11 protein-coding genes and 2 tRNA genes (1 of these 13 cut by a window edge) are annotated in these 24,030 nt (G+C 36.6%); 10 read left to right on the forward strand and 3 right to left on the reverse strand.

Annotated elements, in window-relative coordinates:
* A protein-coding gene (locus tag LBD46_02065) for a hypothetical protein (protein MDR2425959.1) crosses the window boundary here: on the forward strand, positions 1-13,766 show its 3' portion. Its footprint begins 19,150 nt before the window's first position; 13,766 of the gene's 32,916 nt are visible here — the last part of the coding sequence; its start codon lies beyond the left edge, outside the window; its stop codon occupies positions 13,764-13,766.
* Positions 13,767-14,348: 582 nt separating this feature from the next.
* Here LBD46_02065 and LBD46_02070 read toward each other — a convergent pair.
* A tRNA-His gene (locus tag LBD46_02070) sits at positions 14,349-14,425 on the reverse strand.
* A 56-nt stretch (positions 14,426-14,481) separates the two neighbouring features.
* Positions 14,482-14,555: transfer RNA gene (locus LBD46_02075), tRNA-Arg, on the reverse strand.
* Between the two features lie 231 nt (positions 14,556-14,786).
* On the opposite strand from LBD46_02075, the gene LBD46_02080 reads away from it, so the two are divergent.
* From LBD46_02080 to LBD46_02120, 9 genes are all read left to right on the forward strand, one after another.
* Positions 14,787-15,275 (forward strand): hypothetical protein, encoded by a 489-nt coding sequence (locus tag LBD46_02080; GenBank protein ID MDR2425960.1) that lies wholly within the window; start codon positions 14,787-14,789, stop codon positions 15,273-15,275.
* 153 nt (positions 15,276-15,428) lie between these two features.
* Positions 15,429-16,406, forward strand: coding sequence for a Dam family site-specific DNA-(adenine-N6)-methyltransferase (locus tag LBD46_02085; GenBank protein ID MDR2425961.1), 978 nt, complete (start codon positions 15,429-15,431; stop codon positions 16,404-16,406).
* Between the two features lie 57 nt (positions 16,407-16,463).
* Positions 16,464-16,961, forward strand: a complete 498-nt coding sequence (locus LBD46_02090) for a ribosome maturation factor RimP (GenBank protein MDR2425962.1) — start codon at positions 16,464-16,466, stop codon at positions 16,959-16,961.
* A 12-nt stretch (positions 16,962-16,973) separates the two neighbouring features.
* A complete protein-coding gene (gene nusA, locus LBD46_02095; protein MDR2425963.1) occupies positions 16,974-18,227 on the forward strand; it encodes a transcription termination factor NusA in 1,254 nt (417 codons plus the stop codon).
* 43 nt (positions 18,228-18,270) lie between these two features.
* Complete coding sequence (gene infB / locus LBD46_02100) at positions 18,271-20,568, forward strand: translation initiation factor IF-2 (GenBank protein MDR2425964.1); 2,298 nt, start codon at positions 18,271-18,273, stop codon at positions 20,566-20,568.
* 3 nt (positions 20,569-20,571) lie between these two features.
* Positions 20,572-20,928 (forward strand): 30S ribosome-binding factor RbfA, encoded by a 357-nt coding sequence (gene rbfA / locus LBD46_02105; protein ID MDR2425965.1) that lies wholly within the window; start codon positions 20,572-20,574, stop codon positions 20,926-20,928.
* On the forward strand, positions 20,921-21,910 hold the full coding sequence (locus LBD46_02110) for a bifunctional oligoribonuclease/PAP phosphatase NrnA (GenBank protein MDR2425966.1): 990 nt from the start codon (positions 20,921-20,923) through the stop codon (positions 21,908-21,910). The genes rbfA and LBD46_02110 overlap by 8 nt, the downstream gene beginning before the upstream one ends.
* A complete protein-coding gene (gene truB, locus LBD46_02115; GenBank protein ID MDR2425967.1) occupies positions 21,900-22,610 on the forward strand; it encodes a tRNA pseudouridine(55) synthase TruB in 711 nt (236 codons plus the stop codon). Before LBD46_02110 ends, truB begins: the two co-directional genes overlap by 11 nt.
* On the forward strand, positions 22,600-23,475 hold the full coding sequence (locus LBD46_02120) for a bifunctional riboflavin kinase/FAD synthetase (GenBank protein ID MDR2425968.1): 876 nt from the start codon (positions 22,600-22,602) through the stop codon (positions 23,473-23,475). The genes truB and LBD46_02120 overlap by 11 nt, the downstream gene beginning before the upstream one ends.
* On the opposite strand, the gene LBD46_02125 is transcribed toward LBD46_02120, so the two are convergent.
* Positions 23,465-23,845, reverse strand: a complete 381-nt coding sequence (locus LBD46_02125; GenBank protein ID MDR2425969.1) for a hypothetical protein — start codon at positions 23,843-23,845, stop codon at positions 23,465-23,467. The genes LBD46_02120 and LBD46_02125 overlap by 11 nt on opposite strands.
* Between the last annotated feature and the right edge of the window lie 185 nt (positions 23,846-24,030).

Consider the following 24,030-nt stretch of genomic DNA (forward strand, 5'->3'; position numbering starts at 1 on the left):
CATTTTCCAAAGATGGCTCTTTTGCCCTTGAGGCAGACAGTTTAGAGATAGAGGCAAAATTTACAAGAATAAGAAACGCCGCCGAAAAGGAAGGCTATAAGATTGACGTTTCTAATATTAGTAAGGAAAAAGGCGGATATTGGTTAGTTTCAAAAGATGGAATAGAGGCAAAAGTGTATCCTTTTTACAAGTTTAACAGGCAATTGATGCAAATTGAAGGCGTGAAAGATATTGAAAATGCTATTTCAGCTGAACGGTTAAGACGACAGGCTGAAAATAACGGGTATGTTATCAGGCCAATTGATGATTCAAACATGGATGAATTAAGCAGAGAAATAGGAAGAGATTTAAGAGACGAGTTAAGTAATTGGGTTGTTTCAAAAAGAGTCGGCTCGCAAACTATAACTTTTGTATTGTCTTTGATTCTTATGGGAAAAGAAGGAAAGAAAGCGATGACGTTAGAAGAGTTAGACCGCGCTGTTGAAATAGAAGCTCTTAGTCAGCAAGCAGCGGCGGCAGGATACGGAATTACTGAACATGTTGACTCAGACTTTAATAAATACTGGGAAGTCATAGGATTCTATAATGGAAATCTAACTACGATTGAAAATTTCTATCCCGTAGAAAACAATGAAACAAAAAAAGTAAGAACTTTTTCAGATTTAGAGGAATCCATAAGAGTGCAGGGATTGTTTGAAGAAATAATGAGAAATAAAGATACTTTTCAAGCATTTGACAAGACTGAAAGCAACTTTGACATACAACAAGATACCGATGAAAATGGCAATGGAATTTGGCGGGTTCGTTATGGAAACTATAATTTTATTTTATATCCGTTTAGAGCAAAAGATAAAAACGGAAGGGTAATAGACCCTGGAATAAGAACTAGAAGACAATTCCAACTTTATATGGAGCATTCGATAAATGTTGAAATTGCAAAACAAAATGGAGCAAATGGAGCTTTTCAACAAATAATACCCAGTCGTAATTTTACAACTTTACAACAAAAATTGCGTATCAATTTAGCAAATGCGTTTCCGTCTGAAGGAACAACTCAAACTCAGCGGTCGCAGCAGGACGAAACAAGCTCGCAAGAACTTATCACTTCTTTAGGCATAGGCTATAACAAGGCGGATTTGCCAAAAATTTGGGACGCCATAAAGGCTGAACAAGAAATAAGCTATGTTTACAATGCGGATGACATGATAGTTGAAAAAATTGTTCGCAACATTGACGGTATAAGAATAAACGACAAAGGCGAGCTTATAATAGTTTATAATGAAGAACATTTAGAACCCATAAATTCCGATGCCACGTCTTTAAAAGAACAGGAAGGTAAAAATGAGTATAACAGCCTATATGTTCAATCTTATGTAGAACATAACGGAAATATGCTCAGACAGAATATTCCTGCGTCCGAACTCAAAGGCTACGGCGTTTTTGCGCAATCTTTGTATTTTGTAGATGAAAATATAAGGACGATTAATGGAAGGACGATTTATTTGGATTCCTATTATTCCACAGATAAAATTGACCTCAACCCAGATGTAACTTTCGTAGTAGGAATGGTCGGTTCTAAAAAAACTATGGATTATCAATTTAAAAATTCAGATGGAAAAATTTCACATCTTCATCATGTATATGGACAATATTATCAAAATAAAGCAGAGGAAAGGATAAATAAAATAAATGAGTTTACGAAAGAAAGTCCCGGAGACAGGACGTTTACAATTTCTCCTCAAAGAGTTTTCTTAGGCGGAAGAATAAGGGTTAATGATAAAGAGGGTAAAGAAGTTGAATTTTCTACAACTTCAGACGATCCCGAGCATCTAGAATTGATTGAGCGCGAAAGGTTAATTTTTTTAAGAGGTGAACACGAAAGATTATTTTTTGACAATCAGCTCACTTCTTTGAGTCATTTAGGCGGCATAGTAAGCATAATAAACAGTAGAGATAATACGGGATATTCTTTTAAAGGAAGACGCACGTCTGATTTTGACCAATACGGCGCGCCGATATATGAAATAAATGTCGCCGCAGGGTCTAGTGCGGATACTCTTAGGGGCGATTTTGTTCAAAAATATAGACTTTATGAATTTTCGCAGGCTGCGCTTTCTGGAATTATGCCTAAAGAACTATATGAAGATAAAAACGGTTCGTTAAACAATGGAAAAATAGCTTTGGCGTTTGAAAGAATGAGAAAAGAACAAGGCACTAATTTCCAATACAAACCACAAGATTTAAAATGGGCTAAAACCGACGTTTTAGGTTTGCACGGCGAAATTTTATATTCTACATGGCAGGCTTACTCTCCAAACAGCAGCACGGCGATTGCAACTGTTGACAGCAGAGGATTCATAGATTTTAACGTGCAATATTCTAAAAATATCGAAGGTGAAGACAGACGTATAACCGCCGGTTTAAGATTTAACTTAGGTGAGGAGAATCTTTCTGACCAAAAACCTAAAGTCGTTTCAGTAATTGTAGGAAGTAAAGCTTTGGTATTAAATTATCATGGAAATATTGCCTACATTGAAGAGCGTGCGCCGGAAGGGTACTTGTTGTTGAGAGTTCATCTTTCAATAACGGACAACTATTTCCAAGATCAGTCATGGCAGGTGTTTTTAGATTCAATGATAGAGCGCGATAATTTTGACAAAGAAGTCAATGAAAATAATTTTATACAGAAGGTTACAGAACTCACTACTCCTAACGATAGAGCAATTTTTGAACCTTCCAATATGGAAAAGTTTTTTTATGATGACGTAATGGACGATCGGGGCAATAAGATATTAAACAGAGCTGAACTCGCGCATAGAGGCATACCGTCTAAAACCATTACTTATGATTTTAGCAGGGGAAAAGAAGGAGCGCATGAAACGCTTAGAAGTTTTTCTCAAGTCGCGCGAGGACAAAGACATAGTCCGTTGGCACAATTTACGGCTCTTGACAGCTATAGCGAAGAAAATGATTCTATTAAATTGTTTGAAGAATACAAAGTGAGCGGAAGCGACTTGACAAGAATAGATTGGCAAGCGGAACATATTTATTTTAATAATGAGCGCGAAGTAAGGAGGGAAGGCGATTCAAAACCGATAAAAATGAGGCTTTACGAAAGTATCGCGGATTTTGAGGGCAACAGAATCGTTGAAATAGAATATCTCCGAAACGAACAAGGCGAAAAAGTTTATACAGGAGGCGTCTTTGTTGGAAAATATGACGAATACGGAATAGCTCAAGCATCTGTGTCCTTTTTGATAAGAGACGGCAAATTAACTCCTATAAGAATGTCGGAATATGAAGATACCATTAGAGCCGAGATAAATCCCTATGACAATATAAGAGGAAATTTTGTGCTTTACGGATATATTTCAAGGAGCATAGAAGGCGAAAATTTTGTGGTTGATTTTGACAGTTCGGATATTCTTAAAGCAAGTTCGGCGTTCTTTCAGACGCAGGAGTCTGGTAGTTCCCCCGCACAAGCAGGAACGATTACGGCTGAATTTAAAAATTATATCAGAGGGCATACCTCTTCCACAACCAAAATATATAATTCAGGTGAAGGCGAGATAGTAATGACTTTATCGGGTATGCCTGTTGATAAAAATAATAGACCGGATTCTTCAAAATCATTTTTTATACAATTCAATTATTATGGCGAAGTAAACAAAAAAGATGATTATTCGCTTGTTGACAGAGCTTTGATACCTAAAACTCCCATAGCGTCTTATACATTTCCATACGATCCTGAAAAAGGGTTGAATGTCAGAGAATATTTGGATGGTAAAGAATTTAGGGATTCCGATGCTCTGTTTGTCTCAAACAGTGCAGTTCCTTTCCATACAGGCAACGGCAAAGGCGGAGTAATGTATAAAACAGATGCTGATGTAACCCGCGGACACCGCACTTTTGATAAAAGACTTGCAGATGCGATAGAAGAAAAAAGAGGCTTGCAGTATATAGCTTATGCCGGCGATGGGAGCCTTATGTTTGAAGTTTATGATTATGTGGTCGTAAAATCTGCGACAGGCGCTTTAGGCACTGTACTTTCAGCGGATTATTACGAAGTCGCTTATTATGACAATTCAAGCAAATCTAATTATTCTTTTTTAATAGAAAAAAGTAAATTTAACGCTATACGAGATGAAAACAGCGAAGTTGGCTCGCTAGACATGGATGACCTTGTAAAAGAAATAGAAGCAAACGTTGAATTTTTAAGGAACGTTTCCGCTCAAGTTGAAGTAAGCGGGCAAGATATCAATTCGTATTTGCAGGAGCATTGGGAAGAATTTAAAGATTACAAGGGTTATCCTATAAGACTGACAAAACTCTTTAACCGGACGCAGATGAGGCAGAGTTTTGGACAAACATTCGGCGTTGAATTATATTACTGGGAATTTGACCCTATTAACGCAAACAGCGATGGGTCGCCAAATATAGGCAATACGTCAAGAATGTATCTGCACAAATATGTTTACAACAATGCAGGCGAATATATAACTAAAGAGAGAGCGGACGTTTTTGGAGATTGGCGTTTGGAAGTGTCGGAATTTTTTACAAGCAAAGGGATGAAGTTTACAGCTGTGACTGTTTTTCTAACTGCCATTTCTCTTTTTGTCCAGTCGCGCATTAATAGACTTTTTGAAAATAAAGATAAAAAGAATAAGAAAAAAGCCGAGCTTGCAGGTGCGGGCGTTCCTTTGTTATTTGCTGAAAACGGTTTTGACACACAAGACATAATTCGCAGAAGATATTTTATTCCTGCTTTGATTGCGGCTTTGGTAGGTGCAGTGCTTGCTTTCCCTGCAATTGCTGTTGCAGGATTAGCAGGAATTACACTTTCAGCTCCGCTTGTTTCAGCCACAGCAGCAGGCATTATCACTCTATTTGGGGGGTATAATGCTTTTTTTAGGTATAAACTTCTTTCTCAACTAGACAAGAATGCTTTGCAAAAAGCGGCCGAGCTTAAAGCAGCAATAATTACAAAACAGGGGGAAGAGCAGCTGCCCAAAACGGTTGTCGAGGTTAAAGATAAAAGCGCTTATTTAACTGAAATAGAAAATAAAATCACAGATATTATTATGCAGAAGGATGGGGATGAGGATCTACTTAGGAATATAAACGCCGCTGAAAAAGAACTGTCAAATTTATATATTGATTCTCAAAATAATAACAGCCTTCTTAGCGAAGCTGATAAACAAGAAATAGAAGAATCTATACTTGAAGCTGAAAAACAGCTTATTAGAAAGAGAATGGATATTAAATATAAAATTGGCGTTTCCGAGAACAAAGAACATGAACTAATAAACGCGCTTGACCAAAACGACACAAATATTTTGGCTTATTTAAGAAACGACTTAAAACTTGACATAAAAGGTAATAGTTTTTTTACCGAATATAGAAGATATGTAGAGACGGTGTTAGAAGATAAGAACGCAGACGTTAAAAATTTCAATATAGACGACCTTGCTATGTTCTATTATATATTTCGCATAATGAGAAACGCAAGAGTGCATACGCCTGCTGTGCGAAACGCTTTGTTATACGTAGTAAGAACTTTGCAGGGAGAGGAGCAAATGAAAGCAGGACAAATGCTTTCGGATAATGCTAATGCGGTAATGGACTATCTTACAAAAGGGGTGTCAGCGGAGAAAGTAAAAGACAGAGAGCAGGCTATACAAAAGGAAATTTTTAAAAAATATGGAGTTGCAGATATTGAAGCCTTGGGGTCTTTAAAGGATGTATCCGATAGAAAAGAGTATAAAAAAGATTTAAAAACAGCAAAACAGCTGGAAAAAAATATTCAAAATCATCAAGGCTTGAAAAATATGGCTTCGGGTAAGGACGGGCGTCCTTTGCTTCCGATAATGATAGATAATTTATATAACACTACGAAGTGGGTTAATGGAGTTATAAAAAACATCAGAAAAAATATAAAAAATGATGAGGCTAATCTTTCTGGCCTTTCAGAAGAATTTATTCCGTATCAGCCCTATATTAGTGTCACTCCTAAAGATACAAGAAAACAAGGGGGATTTCTAAAGTTTATTGATATTTTTGATATAACAAAATTTTTTAGTAATAGAATGCAGCTGCTTGTAAATACAAAAGCTGCGGCAAGTTACAACATTGCGGCTATAATGGTACCTTTTGGCATTGCAATAGGAATTTCGCTGTCTGCGCCGTTGATAGGCATCTTAGTTGGTGTGGCGGGGATAGGCATTGCGGCTTTATTTTACACTGTAATAGCGCCCTGGATAAATGACGTGCTGCAGTCCAATGCCGATGTTATGTATTTTGGCAAACCAGTAAAGTTTAAAGGTTCTTTTATAGATGAGCAGACTATAAAGCAAAAATGGGAACTTAGAAAGAGATGGTTTTCTGTATTTGTCGTAAATACTGCTACTATGACTTTGTTAATGGGCATAGTCATTATGGCGATAAAATGGATATTGGCAAATGGAGGGCTTGCGATTATTTTGCCGGCTTCACTTTTATCTTCAGGTATTTTATTTATTGTTTTTGGCGTTGCAACACTTTCATTTGTTCCTCATTTTACGCAATGGTTTAAAGAACACAAATCAGAGAATGCAATTACTAAAGGATTTTTCACAGCTATGGGAGCAACGGTCTTTATAATGGGCTTATTTGCAGGATTTTATGCTTTAACTGCAACATTTCCTGTTTTGGGAACAGCTGCAATAATAATAATATTTTCTCCTATTTTCTTTATGCTGCCAAAATTAAGCACGTTTTCAATTTGGAAAATATTTGAGGCTTTTGAAGGAAGAAAAGAATTTAAAAGACAGAAAATTTCAGACACCAAAAAAACATGGTTGGATTTTAGAGATTCTTTTGGAAGTTCAGCCCCGTCTGTGGATGACTATTTTGAAAAGAATAAATTGTATCAGAGATACAAAGCGACAATGGTTCCACAAGTCTGGTTAAAGAGAGATGAAACAGAAGCTGGAAAAGAGAAACTGACAAGACAATATTTTATTAATGATTGGAACGCTATAATTAAAGATATGTATTATACGTCAAGTATGATAAGCAAGGAAGAGTTTGAAAGATATAAGTTTGAACTTAACGACGCAGGTGAGATAACAAAATTTCCGGATATGTCATCTGCTCCGCAAGACCTTGAAGCGGAGGAAAGATTTTTTGAAATATTAAAAAACTGGAGAGCTGATAATAGAGTGCAGGAAGATTTTGACGCTTTACCTCCAATGGCTGTAAGAATACCTGCTTATAATGAAGCGGTTTTTCAAAAACTTGACACAGAAGATGCGCCTTCGGAAAAATTGAACAGCGATGAAGTTTCTCCAAACGGAGACAGACTCTTTACAACTATAGCGAGAAACTATAAAGACCAGTTTATGCCTATGTATCACAGGCTTACTGACGATATAGAAGAAGGTTTTTACTACGATATGAACGGAAAAAAACAAAATTACAGTGCAGATGATATTGTGGTGGCAAGAGCTTTAAAATCTATGATTGACAAGAAAGGAGAAATTATACCGGGTAAGCTTTTAAGAGGGACGGATGGTTCTTTTTTACCGGAGTGTAGAGTTAAAACGGAAATAGAGGCATGGGCAAACAAAAGACTTCAGCCTTTAAGCAAAACATTGCTTGAATATTCGGTTTTGCTTGATTCTTATTTTGAATCCGCAAGAAGAACGCATCCGGAATGGACTGAACAAGAGGTAAAAGAAGCGGTAAAATCAAAATTTAAAATTGTAGTGGGATATCAGGATTTTTGGAATTTGTATAAGAAGAATGCTAATGACGTCAGAGTTCAGGGCGTTATTAAAGTACTTGAATTATTCAAAGAACGAGGTAATGGATATGAAGAGTTTGTAACGATACCTGTTATGAGGGTGATGGATGAATATACGGGAGAAGAGTATAAGAAACTGAAAAAAAAGCAAGAATTAGAAGCTGCTTCCGCTTTTGAAAATGAAGTCATAGAAGAAATTGAAAGACAAGCGGGCGGCGCAGAGAAAGTAGAAGATGATAAAAAATATCCAGTCCCTGCTGTTACTCAGCTTATACTTGAGCAGTCCGATATTGATGAGTATAAACGTTTAAAAGAGTTGATGAAAGAAAATAAACTTAAAGATTTTGAACATTTGAGATTATTAAATATAACGAATTTATTAAACGCTGAGAAAGCAAAATGGGCTGGATGGGCTAAAAATCTTGCAAATATACAGAATTCTGAACTTAGTGAAGATAAAACGAAAGCGGAAGAAATAAGGGATACTCTTACCAGATGGGATAATATGACTGAAGATGAAAGGGATAAGTTTATTTTTGGACAGGCAGGGGGCAGCTTAACAATTTTTAGTTTTAAAGAGGACAAATCAAATATAACAGACATTAAAGGCGTTTTTGTTGGAACGTTTGGAAAAGTGGAGCATTTGTCATTGCTTGATACTTTTATCCCAGCAGGCTGGCTTATGCTTACTGCGGATATGAATATGGGTGCATATAAAGAAGATATGATGAGAATAACAAAATTGTTGTCAATATTTAAAAAAGACCCGAGGGCATTTGTAGTATCTTTTGGGGAGTTTATATCTTCAAGGCGTTTTGGAACTACAGTAGCGGCGGCGGCAGCCCATGCGGATAGAACGTTCAACTATGTTACGCAGCTTACAATGATTATGAGATTTTACTACGGACATCCTGCTATAGTGGATGGAGTAAGAATAGCGACTATTGCAGACCAAGCGCTTATGGTGTCTGAAGATATGATGGGAGCAATACTGCAGTTTGTAAAGCAAGGAGCGCTTTTACAAGACCAAGATATGGCGGCACTCAAACAATTTTTGGGAGAGGAAGCTACAAAAGGAAAAAGCGAAGAACGGATAAAAGAAGATTTAAAAGAAGCGCTTATAAGTTTGCTAAATGATTATATACCTAATAACAGAGAGAGTAATGGATATAATATTGTAAAAGATGAAAAAGGAAAAACCCAAGGTGAGCTTATTTATGAGAAAATACTTAAGAATCCCGATTCAAAAGAATTAGGAAAAATTATAGAAGCATTTGGCAGGGCGGGAGCGATGTCTTATTACGATTCTACAATGAAAGTCAATAAAGGAAGAGAAGTAGCTTTTGCAAATGCAATGGCTATGTTTGAAAAATTTTCATCTGGATCGGCGCAGGCGCTTACCAGCTATGAGCAGAGCCTGTATAATGAAAACCATTCGTTTTCACAGCAGCTTACGCATTTCTTTGCAGGTCCTGGATTTTATGAAAAAGACAGGGCTTCAATAAGATTTGTAAAATACGTGGTATATTATATAGTTTTTGTTGGTGTAAGTATCTTTTCCGCAGCACCAGGACTTAATTTTTTACTTGGGATTTTTGGAAGTTTTTTACTTGGGATTTTTGGAATAGGTATGTCACAAACAGGCGGTCTTACGGGGCTTGTAAAAGTTCAACATACAAAAGGTGAAAACTTTTTTACATGGGCCAGTGATTTATTAATGCATGCGCCTTACCATATGGCTAATATGTATATTCATGCGTCTGGTTTTAATAAAGGTCTCTCTTTTGCACAATATATAGCCACAGGAAGAACTGCAAGATTAATATTCAACCATATCTTCGGAGATAAAACTTTTGAGGGAGCAGGGAATTCGCTATATCAGAATTTTGCAGAAAGTCATATAGACACAAATATAAGAACGGCAATTATTGCATTGGTAGGGATTTATTTAATAAGAAGTGCGACGCTTTTATTGTCAGGAATTTATTTGCTTATTCCGTTTGCAGTGATAGGAGCGGTTTTATTTTACAATCAAGGCGGTTCAGTTACGAATGCAGATTATAGAGAAGTTTTTAAAAATTATAAACAGGATATGGCAAGGTGGGCGGGGTTGCTCTCAAGAAAAGGAGAAAGTCTGCCGAATTCAAAAAGTGAGATAAAAACTGTAAATCCTATAATGGCTTTTGTTGCGGGGTTGTTTATATATTCTTACGCACTAATATATAATATAGCTGCATTTTTATTTTCAAAAAAATCAAACATAACTCAAAAAATTGTAACGGGCGTTTTAGGAGCGGGAATTTTAGTGGCGGGAATAGTTTTAGGAGTTCCTGCTTTTGCGACTTTATCAATTCCGGCTTTAATTGTTGGCGTTGGAGCGGCGTTAGTGCTTGGCATCTGGAAAATAATTTCAGATAATAGCGCGTCGACGCCTGCTTCAAAATCAAGCGTTTTCCGCAAAGCTGTAGGATTATTGACGGGCATTGCCATTATAAGCTCTTTGGCTTTGTGGGTTGTGGGAGCGCCTGTGGCAATACTTCTTGTGGGTGTAGGTGCTTTGGCTTTATTCTATGGGACAAGAGGCGGGATGAACTATCCGTATGCCGATACTGAAAAAAAATTAAGAGATAATAAATTACCTGTAAACGATATTACAAGGACAATTCCCACAGTGGACATAGATTATTATGCGGAAATATTTAAAAATGTCGAGTTTACAGACGTAGATGATGAAACAAAAAGTTTGTTTATGAAAATAGATTTAAACAAACTCGCTTCAACCGTAAAAGAAAATAGAGACGAAGATGATAAAATCACCGCTGGAGCGCTTCAAGAAAAACTCAAGGACGATTTGGAAAAAATTAGAAAGGATTTTACTGATGGACAAGCCGAATACAAAACTAATTCCAAAAAGGCTTTGACAGTTTTTGGAATAATGGCTGTTCCGTTTGCTGTAGGCATAGCGGCTTTTATTACGTCGATTCCCGCCGCAGCGGTTCTCATAGGTTTTACTATTCCTGTTATAGTCGTAGCCGTCTTCTTTGCTCTTGCAATAGGGGGTGTGGTTTTGTATTTGACAAGAAAGCCAAAAGCTGTCGATGATTCCGCAAAACCTGCGGCTGCAGCAAAACCTAAAGCTGAACAGCCAAAGGCGTTTTTTGGAATAACACCATTTTTTCTTACAGCCATAGCAATAGCAGCTCTTAAAGGTTTTAATATTCCTATTATAGTCATATTCGGAGGATTTGGATTTGAACTTGCAATTGCGGCTGTGGTTTTGTATTTGACAAGAAAGCCAAAAGCTCCTTCTGAAGATACATCTTCTATAATCACGGTTAATTTTGCGGAGATTTCTCTTCATAACGCGCAGGAAATATCTGATAAATATCCTTCCATAAAGACAACGGTTGATGGAGATAGAGGGTATATTGAATTTAAAATTCCCGCAAACATATATGAAGACGTTCAGCGGGATATAGAAGCGAAAAAAGCACTTATCCTTGAACCTGTGCAGGAAATTGTCGATAAAGATTTAATAGCTCCTGAGGCGGCTGCGGAAAAACTTGAAGCTGAACAGCCAAAGGCTGATGATTCCACAAAACTGACCGATACCGATTCTACAGACAAAAGTACTTTAGTTGCAAGTCCGCAAGTAGTGCAGCAGGATGTCGCAGGCCAAACGGCTGTTGAACAAGCCACAACACAGGAAGAGCATCAGGCTCAAGTTCAAAAAGAGTCTGTCGAAAAGCGCTCATTGTTAAATGACAATAAATTGAGAGTAAATCATAAAACTCTTAAATTGTCTGAAAATGAAATAAATACTGTAATACGCAGATTGAAAAATTTCGGTATTGACCCTGAAAATTTAGAGTTTATCATACCTTCGTCAGTGGTAGTAGCGATAAGCAAAAATCAAAATTGGCTTGAGGAAAGGGAAGATATTTTGAAAGCGCAAGGAGCTGAAGCGACTATAGAAAACATGATAAACGATCCCATAATAATTTTGGTAAAGAAAACTTTAAAGGAACGTATAAAAGACAGCATTAATCCGTCTGCCGCAAGGTTGCAGAAATGGGTTAAAAACAATATCTTTAGAGAACGACAGAATAAATCTATAGACGCAAGTTTGCAGTTGTTTGTGGGTGATAATGCTTCAAATGAAGCTAATGCTGCGGCTTCGGCAGGTTTGGTAAGCGCTGCGCTTGTGCAAGATAAAACAAAACCTGACGGTTCCAAACGTTTAACTCCAAACACTGTAACGCCTTATATTTATAACGGTAGAAAATACAATGTTAAAGTTGAGCATTATGCATTTCAAGATGGAACTGTAGCGCATATAACTGCGGTTGTAAAATTGAATTCATCTTTAATAAAGGCTATAGAAACTAATAAAGGAAATCGCGACGAAATTGAACGGGAAATATATGAGAAATCAATACGTTCTTTTGCTGCAGATATAGAGAGCGATAAAGAGCAAATGCAGTATAGTTTAGGCATAAGCGGTGTAGGTATGATAGTTTACAGTGGAGATATTGAAAGACGTATAGGCGAAGAAGCGTCTGTAGAAGGTGAACTTGAGCAAAGCGGAGCGCTATTCCTTGAGCTTAGCGGTGAAGATAAGGAACAATATTTTGGCATAGACGGTTTAAGCCTTGCAAATATCGGAGAGTTAAATGCCAAAATGGCTGCCGTAAAAGAATTGAGAGCCGCTTGGCAAAAGCCGCCTCGTGAAGTTTGGCTTACAATAAACATAGATTCTGCAAATATTTTGTCAAATATTTCCAATGCGCAAAGGTATATGAGCTATGAAAAGAGTAAAAATGTCTCTATTGCAAGGGTAAGCTCTGCAAACCTAAAAAATATTATAGAGAATTTATGGAATGAAAGAGTAAAAGGCGAGAAAGTTGACTATACTAAGGAAATCAAGAGAGTAATAAACTTGCTTAATACAGGAAGGGAAATACGCAAAATTGCCGACTTAAACGCGGCAGATTTTCTAAATGCTGACGGGTCCGTAAACCACAGTTTTATCCAGCATGTTTTTGAAGCGGGTTTTGATGGAATATACGCCAATTTGAGCGGTTTGTCGCAAGAAGAGGCAAAAAAAGTTTTAGAGGCTATAAAAGAAATATCTGTAAAATACACTGTTGGCGCGCAAAATTACGTAACACTTGACAAGAATATAAAAGGTTCTATTGTAGAAGGATTTACCCGTTTAGCTGTTGAAATAGAAGGAATTTCAAGCGGAGATGAGCTTACCTTAGATAAATCCGATAAGACTAAAATGAAAGCACAAGAAAGATACAAAACTTCTTATGAACAAGCATTAAATTCGGATTATGCGCTTAATATAGACGCCAATAAAATACAGGGGTTAAAAGAATTTATGAGGTATGGCGGAGTAGTTGATTTTGATTCTATGAAAAGAGCTCTTAACAATGCAGGAATAGGAGTTGACAGTGTTGTTTATCAGTATGTAGAGCGAGCGTCTAAAACAGATACCGAAGAAAGTTATGCTTTGGCAAAAGCCTATTTGAGAGCGGCTATAGAAAATTACCTTGAAAGTCAGTATTTGAGTGCTACAGACAGAACAATCAGAAGCAAATATATTGGCTCTGTAGCCAAAAAAGACAGAGATGCGATAAGAAGTTTAATGCTGTATATGGCTTTAAACGGGGAAGATTTGTCTAATAAGAAAATAAAGAGCTTGCTTGAAGAGCAAAAAAGAATGCTCTTAGATGAGAATAAGACGCTATTTGAACTTAAAGCTGACAATAATCCATTTATAAATGAAATTTTAGCAGACCCATTTGCAGATGACAGCAAAGAAAAAGTGCAGGAAAAAATAGCTAGAGCAAAACAAGCTCTTACTGTGCTAAGTGAATCAATAGCCATTTCTGGCATAGATAAAGCTATGGAAACTTTCAAAGGTGGAACTTTTGCTTCAACGCAGACTATAAGACAAATTCTCTCTGCTGCATAAAAAGTTCTTTTTTACGTCCAAAAGTTTTGCTGTTTATGCTTTCTTAATATCACGTCCTAAAATTATTCCATTGTGGACAACGTCATGGCGGGCTTGCCGCATTATTGCTCCTATTGTTGTTGGCTAATAAATGGGACGAAGTCCATATCGGGTTTAGTTGGGGGATTTAAATGAACCTCCGCACAGTTTGCTGTGCGGAGGTTCATTATTATCAATAATTGCTGTAAAGCTTTCTATTTTAAAAAAACTTTTAGCTCTTAACTTTTACCGACGTTTTATTCATATTTTTACCCAACTTTTTCAGTGGATTGATTGTTCAGAAAGCCAAAGCCTTATTTTTTGCTATAAATGAGTTAAAAAAGATTTACAAGGAAAGCGATTACAAAGATAAGACTTTAATCATAAAAGAGATATACAGAATTTCAACAATGAAAGGCAATAAGGCAATACCAAGCTGCCACCGTTTGGCACATTAACACTGATAAAATGCAAAATTGAGGCTGAAAATCTTACTACAGCCGATTTGGTACTAAAAAACTGCCTGATAATTCAAGCAGTTTTAAAAGTTATAGTGAAAAACTATGGGGTGGACGACGAGACTTGAACTCGCAGCCTTCGGCTCCACAAACCGACGCTCTAACCAGTTGAGCTACGCCCACCATTTAAGAAAGAAATTAACGACTTGAAAAAAGAATTAAATATCTAAAGCTAAAAACGTCTCCGGCGTGAGTTGAACACGCAACCTACTGCTTAGAAGGCAGTTGCTCTATCCAATTGAGCTACGGAGACACAAAGCCAATAGATAAGGTTTGAAATTATATCAAAATTAGCTCAATACAGTCAATATAAATGTTAATTTGCCAGTTCAACATGCTAATGTAACATCTGAAACGAAGCAGAAGAAAGAGGTCAAACCAGTAGTTGGTGTTAGTTTTTAAAAGAGAAAAGGAGTTCTTATCGTTGTTTCTTTTTTCTTTGAGGACAAGTCGGCTAGATTGTGAATAAGGAGGATAAGTCCAGGTGAATTGTTCTATAAAAAATAGTAATATAGTTAAGTGTATAAGATGTGTTGGAAGAACGAAGGGGAATAGGACAAAAAGCCTGAGGACTGCCTCGTTTTTCACTCAGCTTGGCATATCTATCTCTTGCGGAACAATTTTTAAGGCCGCAATTTATTCCAAAGAAGGAAACTATAAAATAATCCCGTCTAGTTTTTTAACTTGCATAAGATTAAAGCCTGAACTTAATATATCAGCCAGCTATGTAGCCGCTTATTTAAGACATAAAGAAAATAGTATAATATCAAAAGGAAAAACGATAAATAAATCAAGCGAAAAAAAGTCCAAAATACAATTAAAACTTTCAGATATTTACAATATAGAAAGCCCAATTGCTTCAATCAAAATTCAAAAAGAAATTGACAAGTTATCTTCAGAAGCAACGTCATTGCTAAAACAAAGTATTGAGAAGACAAAAAGAATAGAAAATATTATTAAGAAAAATAGTTGAGAGGCTATCATTATCGTGGATAAAATCAAAGAATTTATTAACGACAATATATGGCGGGATAGATAAAAAAGCTTGGATTAAAAATGGTATTTTTGTCGATATAAATACATTAGGAAGCTTCTACGGATTAGAAGAAGATTTGGAGAAAAACAAATGATAAAATCACCCCTAAATTACACGGGAAATAAGTCAAGGTTTTTAGTCCAACTCCTTCCGCGTTTTCCACAAAAGGTAAATAGATTTGTAGATATGTGCTGCGGTGGCGCAAGTGTAGGCTTAAATGTAAATGCCAAATATGTCATTTGCTTTGATAATAATAAAAAGGTTATAGATTTATTGCAAACTCTTAGCTTCCTATCAGAAAAAACTATTGTTGATAAAGTAGAAGAATTTATAAATGAATTTAATTTATCAGATAATTATAATAAAGGTTATGCTATATATAGAAAATACATACGGGATAATAACGGATTAAAGCAATATAATGCCGAAGGATATGCAAAATTACGCAGTTTTTATAATGATAAAGGACTTAACACCAAAAGGGACAATGATGTTTGTCTATTTACTCTTTTAGTTTTTTGTTTCAATAATGACCTTCGTTTTAATTCTGCTGGAAAATTCAATATGCCTGTTGGGAAAACAGATTTTAACGAGAGTATTCGCAAGAAGTTAAACTCTTTTAAGCACGGGACAAGCGAGAAATCAATAAATTTTATTCAAGGCGATTTCAAAATCCTTAAAGAATTTGGCTTACGCCGAGACATTTTTGTTTATATAGCCCCGCCTTATCTAATAACAAATGCAGTTTATAATGAAAGTGGCTCAAAATGGGACAAAATTAAGGAAGTGGAGTTATTATCAGTTTTATCATATTTAGACGATAAGGGAATAAGGTTTGCGCTTTCAAATGTGTTAAGAAAAGGCGAGAAAGAAAATACTATTTTATCTTCGTGGGTTAAGAAAAATAAATTCAATACTCATTACATAAATTACCATTACCGCTCTTCAAGTTATAATAAAAAGGACAGGGCAACGCCAGAAGAGGAAGTATTAATTACAAATTATAATGTCTTAACTATCTTAGCACCGCAGGAGGTCTTTAATTCTACTGTTGTATTAGCAACTTGAATCCGCCTTGTATATTTTTATATTAATTTGTATAATATCTTAAATTAAGGCGGCTAAATGCCGTCTTTTATTTTTGATATAGGACGCATTTTAAAAATGTCAAATAAAGCAGAAGAAATAGAAAAACTTTTAATTTCCGTAGCTGATTCAGAAAATATTGAAATTGTCGATTTGCAATATGTTAAAGAAAACGGCAGTTGGGTGATTCGCGTTTTTATTGACAAAGAAGCTGGTGTGAGTATAGATGATTGTGAGAAAATGAGTTATCTTTTTGGAGCAACTTTAGATGCGGGCGATGTTCTTAACGATTCTTACGTTTTGGAAGTTTCTTCTCCAGGCATAAACAGAATATTAAAAAAAGAAAAAGATTTTGAAAAGTTTACCGGAGAAAAAATAAGAATACGGACTTTTACACCGATTAACAATCAAAAAAATTTTCTCGGAAAATTAATTTCATTCAAAGACAGAAAACTAAAAATTAACGATGTCACAAATGGCGAGGTCGAAATAATATTTTCAGATGTAGAAAAAGCAAATTTGGAAACAGATATTTAAACGGAGGATGAAATGGCAGAAAAGGGCGAACTTTTGATGGCTCTTGAGCAGATTGAGAAGGATAAGAAAATAAGAAAGGAAGACATTTTAAGCGTTATAGAGAATGCTTTGATATCCGCTTATAAAAAGCATGTCGGCAGAAATGTTAATGTGGTTGCAAAAGTCGACCCTGATACAGGAGAGATGGCGGCTTTCGTATTGAAAACCGTCGTAAAAGACGTTGAAAATCCGTTGCTTGAAGTCGGTGTTCAGGAAGCAAAGAAGTTGGGACAGCCGTATGAAATAGGTTCTGAAGTGAAAATTTCTTTGGACACGCAGGACTTTTCGCGTATAGCTGCACAGACGGCAAAGCAGGTTATAGTGCAGAAAATAAGAGAATCTGAACGCGATTCTTTATATGACGAGATGAAAGAAAAAGTAGGACAGATTATAAATGGTGTAATTTATCGTATTGCAAATAAAAATATTATAGTAGACTTGGGCAAAACTGAAGCCATACTTCCTGTAAGCGAACAGGTTTTCAGGGAAAAGTTTTCAGTAGGGCAGCATATAAGAGCTGTTATCATCAAAGTCGAAAAAAATGTAAAAGGTCCGGGAACAGTTTTGTCGCGCGCCAGTACAGAACTTGTAAAGAGACTTTTTGAGCTCGAAGTCCCCGAAATTTATGAAAAAATTGTGGACATAGTAAACATCGTCAGAGAACCTGGTATGAGATCTAAAGTTGCCGTAATATCGCATAATCCAAAAGTTGATCCCGTAGGCGCCTGCGTCGGAATTAAAGGCGCCAGAGTTAAGCCCATTATTGATGATCTCAAAGGTGAAAGGATAGATTTGATACCGTATTCCGAGGATATGTCTAAATATATAGCAGCATCTCTTGCTCCTGCGAAGGTTGTCTCTGTGGTTTTAATTTCACAAGATGATAAAAAAGCCGAAGTTCTTGTGTCGGATGATATGTTGTCTCTTGCGATAGGTAAAAATGGACACAACGTAAGGCTTGCTGCCAAGCTTACAGGATGGCATATTGATGTTAAATCAGAAAGTCAGAAAAAACAGGAAAGCGAAGAAAAGGCCGAGCAGCAGACGGAAGCGCTTGAAAAGCTAGAAGGAATTAGTGACAAAAATATAACAACTCTCGTGAAAGCTGGTTTTACAAATATAGAAAAACTTGCTCAGCTTACCGTTGATGATCTTACGACTCTACCAGGAATAGGCATTAAAACTGCAGAAAAGATTATCGAAGCAGCCAAGAAAGCCATTTCTTGATAGCCGAATATCGAATTAAGTATAAAGGGGAGTGATACAGCTTATGCCAACAAAACAAGTAAAAACTCAAAAAGAGACAGTCGCAACTGAGAAGGCAAGGAAAAAAAACACGGTTAAGACAAGAGAAGCACCCATAAAGAAGAAAACTGCTGCGAAGTCTGTCGAAATGGCGGTTACAAAAAAAGCCATCAAAGAAAAAAGTGCATCTAAAAAAAGCACTGAATCCAAGACGGTTAAGGCAAAAAATACTAAAACTCCTTCTGTGGTTAAAAAAACGGTTAAGAAAAAAGATGATAATGTAAAAAAACAACAAGCATCCGTTCAGTCTTCTCAATCAAAACAGAGAAAAAAGGTTGAAGAAATAAAAAAAGCCGAAACACAAAGCAAAGTTACTGTTGAGAAGAACATAGAAAAAAATCAAAATATAGCGCATATCCAGCAGCAAGTTCTTGAGTCAAAAGATCAGCATATTCAAACTCAAAAAGAATCGGTCGTAAAACAGCCTGAACAGGCTGCCTCAGATTCGCAGCAAAAACAGAAGATTTTTAAACCTGAGGAAAAAGAAGAAAAAATTCCAGAAACAAAATATATAGGATATATTTCCATAAACGAACTCATAACCGTCAGAGATTTGGCCGAAAAAATGAAATTGAGAGTCGGAGACGTTTTAAAAAAACTCTTATCAATGGGAAGCCTTGCGACGATAAATCAAAGGCTTGATACCGACACAGCGATACTTCTTGCTAACGAATTCGGATATGACGCAAAGCTTTCTTCAATTTATTCCGAAGAAAAGGTTACGACAACATCAGACGATCCAACAAAATTGAAATCGCGTCCTCCCGTTGTTACTATCATGGGACATGTTGATCATGGTAAAACGTCTTTACTTGACGCTATAAGAAGCAGTCATATCGCTGAAGGGGAGCACGGCGGGATAACACAGCATATAGGAGCATATAAAGTTAAAACTTCAAACGGCTCTTATATTACATTTTTGGATACTCCCGGACATGAAGCTTTTACGGCTATGCGTTCTAGAGGAGCGCAGGCTACGGATATAGTAATTTTAGTCGTTTCTGCTGCGGATGGAGTCATGCCTCAAACGGTTGAAGCCATAAATCATGCCAGAGCTGCTGGAGTTTCAATGATAGTAGCAGTAAACAAGATCGATTTGCCGACGGCGGATCCACAGAAAATAAGACAGGAATTGAGCAATTATAATCTTATGCCAGAAGAATGGGGCGGAGATACGATAATGGTTGACATTTCGGCAAAACAAAGAATAAATATTGATTCACTTCTTGAAATGATTTTGCTGAGATCCGAAATCATGGAACTTAAAGCAAATCCTGATAAAAATGCCGAAGGCATCGTCGTTGAAGCAAAACTCGATTCAAGAAGAGGTCCTGTTGCGACAGTTTTAGTTCAGGGCGGCACTTTGCGCATCGGAGACAATTTGGTTGTAGGCACGACTTATGGCAAAATAAGAGCTATGGCCGATGAGTACGGAAAGCGTTTTAATGAAGCTCCTCCGAGCACTTCGGTTGAAATTCTCGGAATAAATGAACCACCTCAGGCCGGTGATAAATTCGTCGTAGTGGAACAGGAATCACAGGCCAGAGAAATAGCGCAATCGAGAAAAGAAAAAGCAAAAGCCGATGCTTTAAGACCGAGACATCATATTTCCCTTCAGGATATAAACTCTGGAAAAACGAAAGATCTAAGAATAATTTTAAAAGCCGATGTTCAAGGGTCACTTGGTGCCTTGGGCGACGCTTTGGAAAGACTTTCCACTTCGGAAATAAGCTTAAAAATAATACATAGAGGCGCAGGTTCAATCACAGAATCAGATGTCGCTTTAGCCGTAGCTTCCGATGCGTTAATTGTAGGATTCAATTTAAGGCCTGACGCGACTGTAGAAAGACTTGCTGAAGCAGAAGGCGTGAGTATTGATGTTTACAGAATAATCTACGATTTGATTGCCGACGTTAAGGCTGCTATGGAAGGACTTCTGGATCCAGACATGAAAGAGAAAATTTTAGGAAAAGCCATAGTGAAACAGGTTTTTAAACTTTCAAGCCATGGCACTATTTCCGGCTGTTCAGTAATTGACGGCAAAGTGCAAAGAGGGGCGCGTGTCAGGCTTTTGAGAGATAATGTGATAGTTTTCGAAGGAAGCATATCGTCTTTAAAAAGGTTTAAAGATGATATAAAAGAAGTCGAAAAAGGTTATGAATGCGGGATAGGTCTTGAAAATTTTTCCGATGTAAAAGCCGGAGACATTATGGAAAGTTTCACTACTGAAAAAGTCGCCAGAAAACTCGAGGAAGGAAATTAAAAAATGCCGGCTTCTTATAAACGTGCAGACAGAGTGAAAGTTGTTATACAACAGGAAATTTCTTTGATATTAAGAGACATGCGTGATTTGAGCGCGGGGTTGGTTACTGTTATGGGCGTTAAGCTTACGGATGATTTGCTTTCCTGTAAAATATTTTATTCAGTTTTCGGAGATGAAGCGGTTAAAAATAACGCCGCCATGATTCTTAAAGACAACGCCAAAGAGATAAGACATCAGCTCGCGCTGAGAATTAATCTAAGAAGAACGCCTTCATTAGAGTTTATATACGACAATACTAATGAAGCAGCTTCAAAAGTTTTTGACATACTTAAAAAAATAGAAGATGAAAAAAATGATTAAAAACCACAAGTCAGAATATGAAAAACTTTCGGCAATATCGAAAATAATTAAACAATCAAGAACATTTTTTATCGCTGGACATGTAAAACCTGATGGTGACAGTCTGGGTTCGGCTTTGGCGCTGCGGTCGGCACTTAGAAGGCTGGGCAAAAAGTCCGACGTATACTGTGCCGATGATGTTCCTGATGTGCTTAAGTTTCTCAACGGAGCAGAATTCATAAAAAAGACTGCTCCGAAAAATGCTGTTTTCGATTGTGCGATAATACTTGAGTCTGTAAATTTTTCGAGGATGGGCGATATTATTTCTCAGCAGCAGGCAAAAAAAATAATAAATATCGATCATCATTCGGTTTTTACAGATTTTGGCGACATCAATTATATAGTTCCAGATTCTTCTTCTACGTCTGAGCTGGTACTGAAAATTTTTGAATATATGAAAATAAAGCCCACAAAAAATGAAGCGGAGAGCCTTTACACGGGTTTGGTTACCGATACCGGCCGCTTTCAGCAGTTAAATACCACTTCTCAATCTCATCTTTCCGCTGCAAAACTTATAGATTTAGGGGTTTCTCCGAATGATATTTTCAATAAAGTCTATGCAAGTTCTTCTCCTGAAGGGTTAAAACTTTTAGGTCTTGCTTTGTCTGGGATAAAAACCGTTTTTAGCGGACAGATGGCTTATATGAATCTTACAAAAGACATATATATAAAAAGCGGCGCAAAAGAAGACGAAACCGAAGGCATAGTAAATTTCGGTATGATGATAAAAGGCGTTAAAGTAAGCTGTATTTTTAAACAAGAGGATAAAAACAGAACAAAAATAAGTTTCCGTTCTGTAAAAGATTTTGATGTGCTCAAAGTTGTGAAAAAGTTTGACGGCGGCGGGCATAAAAACGCGGCCGGCTGTACGTTAAGGTGCGATATAAAATCTTCTTTGAAAATAATATGCGATGTTTTTAAAGAGAAGTTTAATGAAAAATGACTTTTCGGGAATGCTGCTTTTTGACAAACCTAAATCGATAACATCTTTCAAAGCAGTAAATAAAATCAGAAAAATTTTAAATATAAAAAAAGCCGGACACTGTGGCACGCTGGATCCTGCTGCGACAGGGCTCTTGCTTATTCTAACTGGAAAGGCTACTAAGCTTCAGCGTAAATTTATGAAGCGGGACAAAGTTTACCTAAGCTCTTTTCTTTTGGGTACTACCACCGACAGCGGCGATTTGGATGGCACTATCATCGAGCAAAAAGAAGTAAAAGATATAAATATTAAAGAAATAAAAAATGCGCTAAATGTGTTCAAAGGCGAAATAGAGCAAATTCCACCCATGTATTGTGCTCTTAAATATAAAGGAAAGAAACTTTACGAACTGGCCAGAAAAGGCATTATTGTTGAACGAAAACCGCGTAAAGTGACAATTAAAGATATAGAAGTACTTTCTTTTAGCGATAATATTTTAAAAGTAAGAGTTTCCTGTTCAAGCGGCACTTATATAAGGAGTTTGGCAGAAGATATAGGAAATTTTTTAGGCAGCGGCGCCGTCGTAAGCGAATTGAGAAGAGAAAAAATCGGAGATTTTCGTGTGGAAGATGCTTTAAAAATGGAAGATTTGGTCAATGTGGAAAAAATAATAAGCGGTTTGATAAATATGGAAAAGCTGCAGGCTGACGATGAGAAATAACAAATCGGTTTTAACCATAGGCACTTTTGATGGAGTTCACAAGGGACACGAATTTCTCATACAAAAAACTTTGGACGCCGCAAAAAAAAATAATCTAAAAAGCGTTGTGGTCACTCTTGCAAAACCGGTAAAAAACATAAACGGTTTATTGTCTTCTTATGAGGAAAAAATCGACTTTCTAAAAAATTGCGGAATTGATGAAATTGTTGTGATTGCCGTTCCTTCGGAGATTCTGAACTTATCTCCGGACGAATTTTATGACAAAGTGCTTATAGATGAGCTGAATGTACAGTGTATAATATGCGGCATTGATTTCGCTTTCGGAAAAAATAGAGTCGGCAACATCGAATGGCTTTTAAAAAAATCTAAAAAGTCTGGTGTGGAGGTAAATATAATCAAACCTTTAAAAATTTTGTCAAAAATTGTATCTTCATCGCACATAAGGAATTTGCTGCATAAAAGCGATGTTGAAAGTGCAAATAAACTGCTCGGCAGGGAATACTCTTTCAGCGGTAGTCCTTTTAGGGAAAAAGGCATTGGCACAAAAATAGGATTTCCCACTATTAACATCAAAGCGAGTAAAGATAAAATTCTTCCATATGGAGTGTACGTAAGCCTAATTTCGCAAGGAGACAGAACATATCCTTCAGTTACAAGCATAGGAAATAGACCCACGCTTGACAGAGGAGAAAAAATCGTAACGGAGAGCCACGTTTTGGATTTTAACGGCAGATGGAATAAAAGAGAAACTACGGTACATTTGATAAAAAAAATAAGAGCCGAAAAAAAATTTAAAAATTTAGAAGCGTTAAAAAAAGCTATTGCAAAGGATATAACTACGGCAAAAAAGTTTTTTAATCTTTAGATTTTTTAAAAGCTGAAATCCCGAAAAAAATAAAAAATATTGCTGCAACAGCTCCTAACACCGCAAGTCTGTTTCGCAGCACCAAACATGCAGCAAGAACGACAATTCCTGCCACGATATAAGTAATTCCCGTATTTTTCATCATTTTTGCCATCTTCTGTGCTTCAAAAGAAGTATAATCTTTTATCATTTTAAATTCTTCGGAATTTAAATTTATTCCACGTGCAGCTAGAGTTTTTAAAGCGGTTTGATTATCCTGCGTATCGCTTGAAATCATCTGCTTACGCAGCCCCGACAGAACATCAGCATCCCCTTTTTTTGTAAATTCCTGATTTATAAGATTTGAAAGTTCCACTATGCTTCTGTTCATAACATCTCCCTTTATTTCATAAATATTTAACTGCGTTGATTTTGGTTAATGCTTTAAATATTTCGGATTATCCCTTGATGTCTTGCTCTATCATATCAAGGCAGCATTGTTACTGAAATATTAATTATATTCTATAATTGATTCACTTCATTTATGACACCAGTTTAGTCGTCATTGCGAGGCAG

Source organism: Candidatus Endomicrobium procryptotermitis (assembly GCA_031279415.1).
Classification (GTDB): Bacteria; Elusimicrobiota; Endomicrobiia; order Endomicrobiales; family Endomicrobiaceae; genus Endomicrobium_B; species Endomicrobium_B procryptotermitis.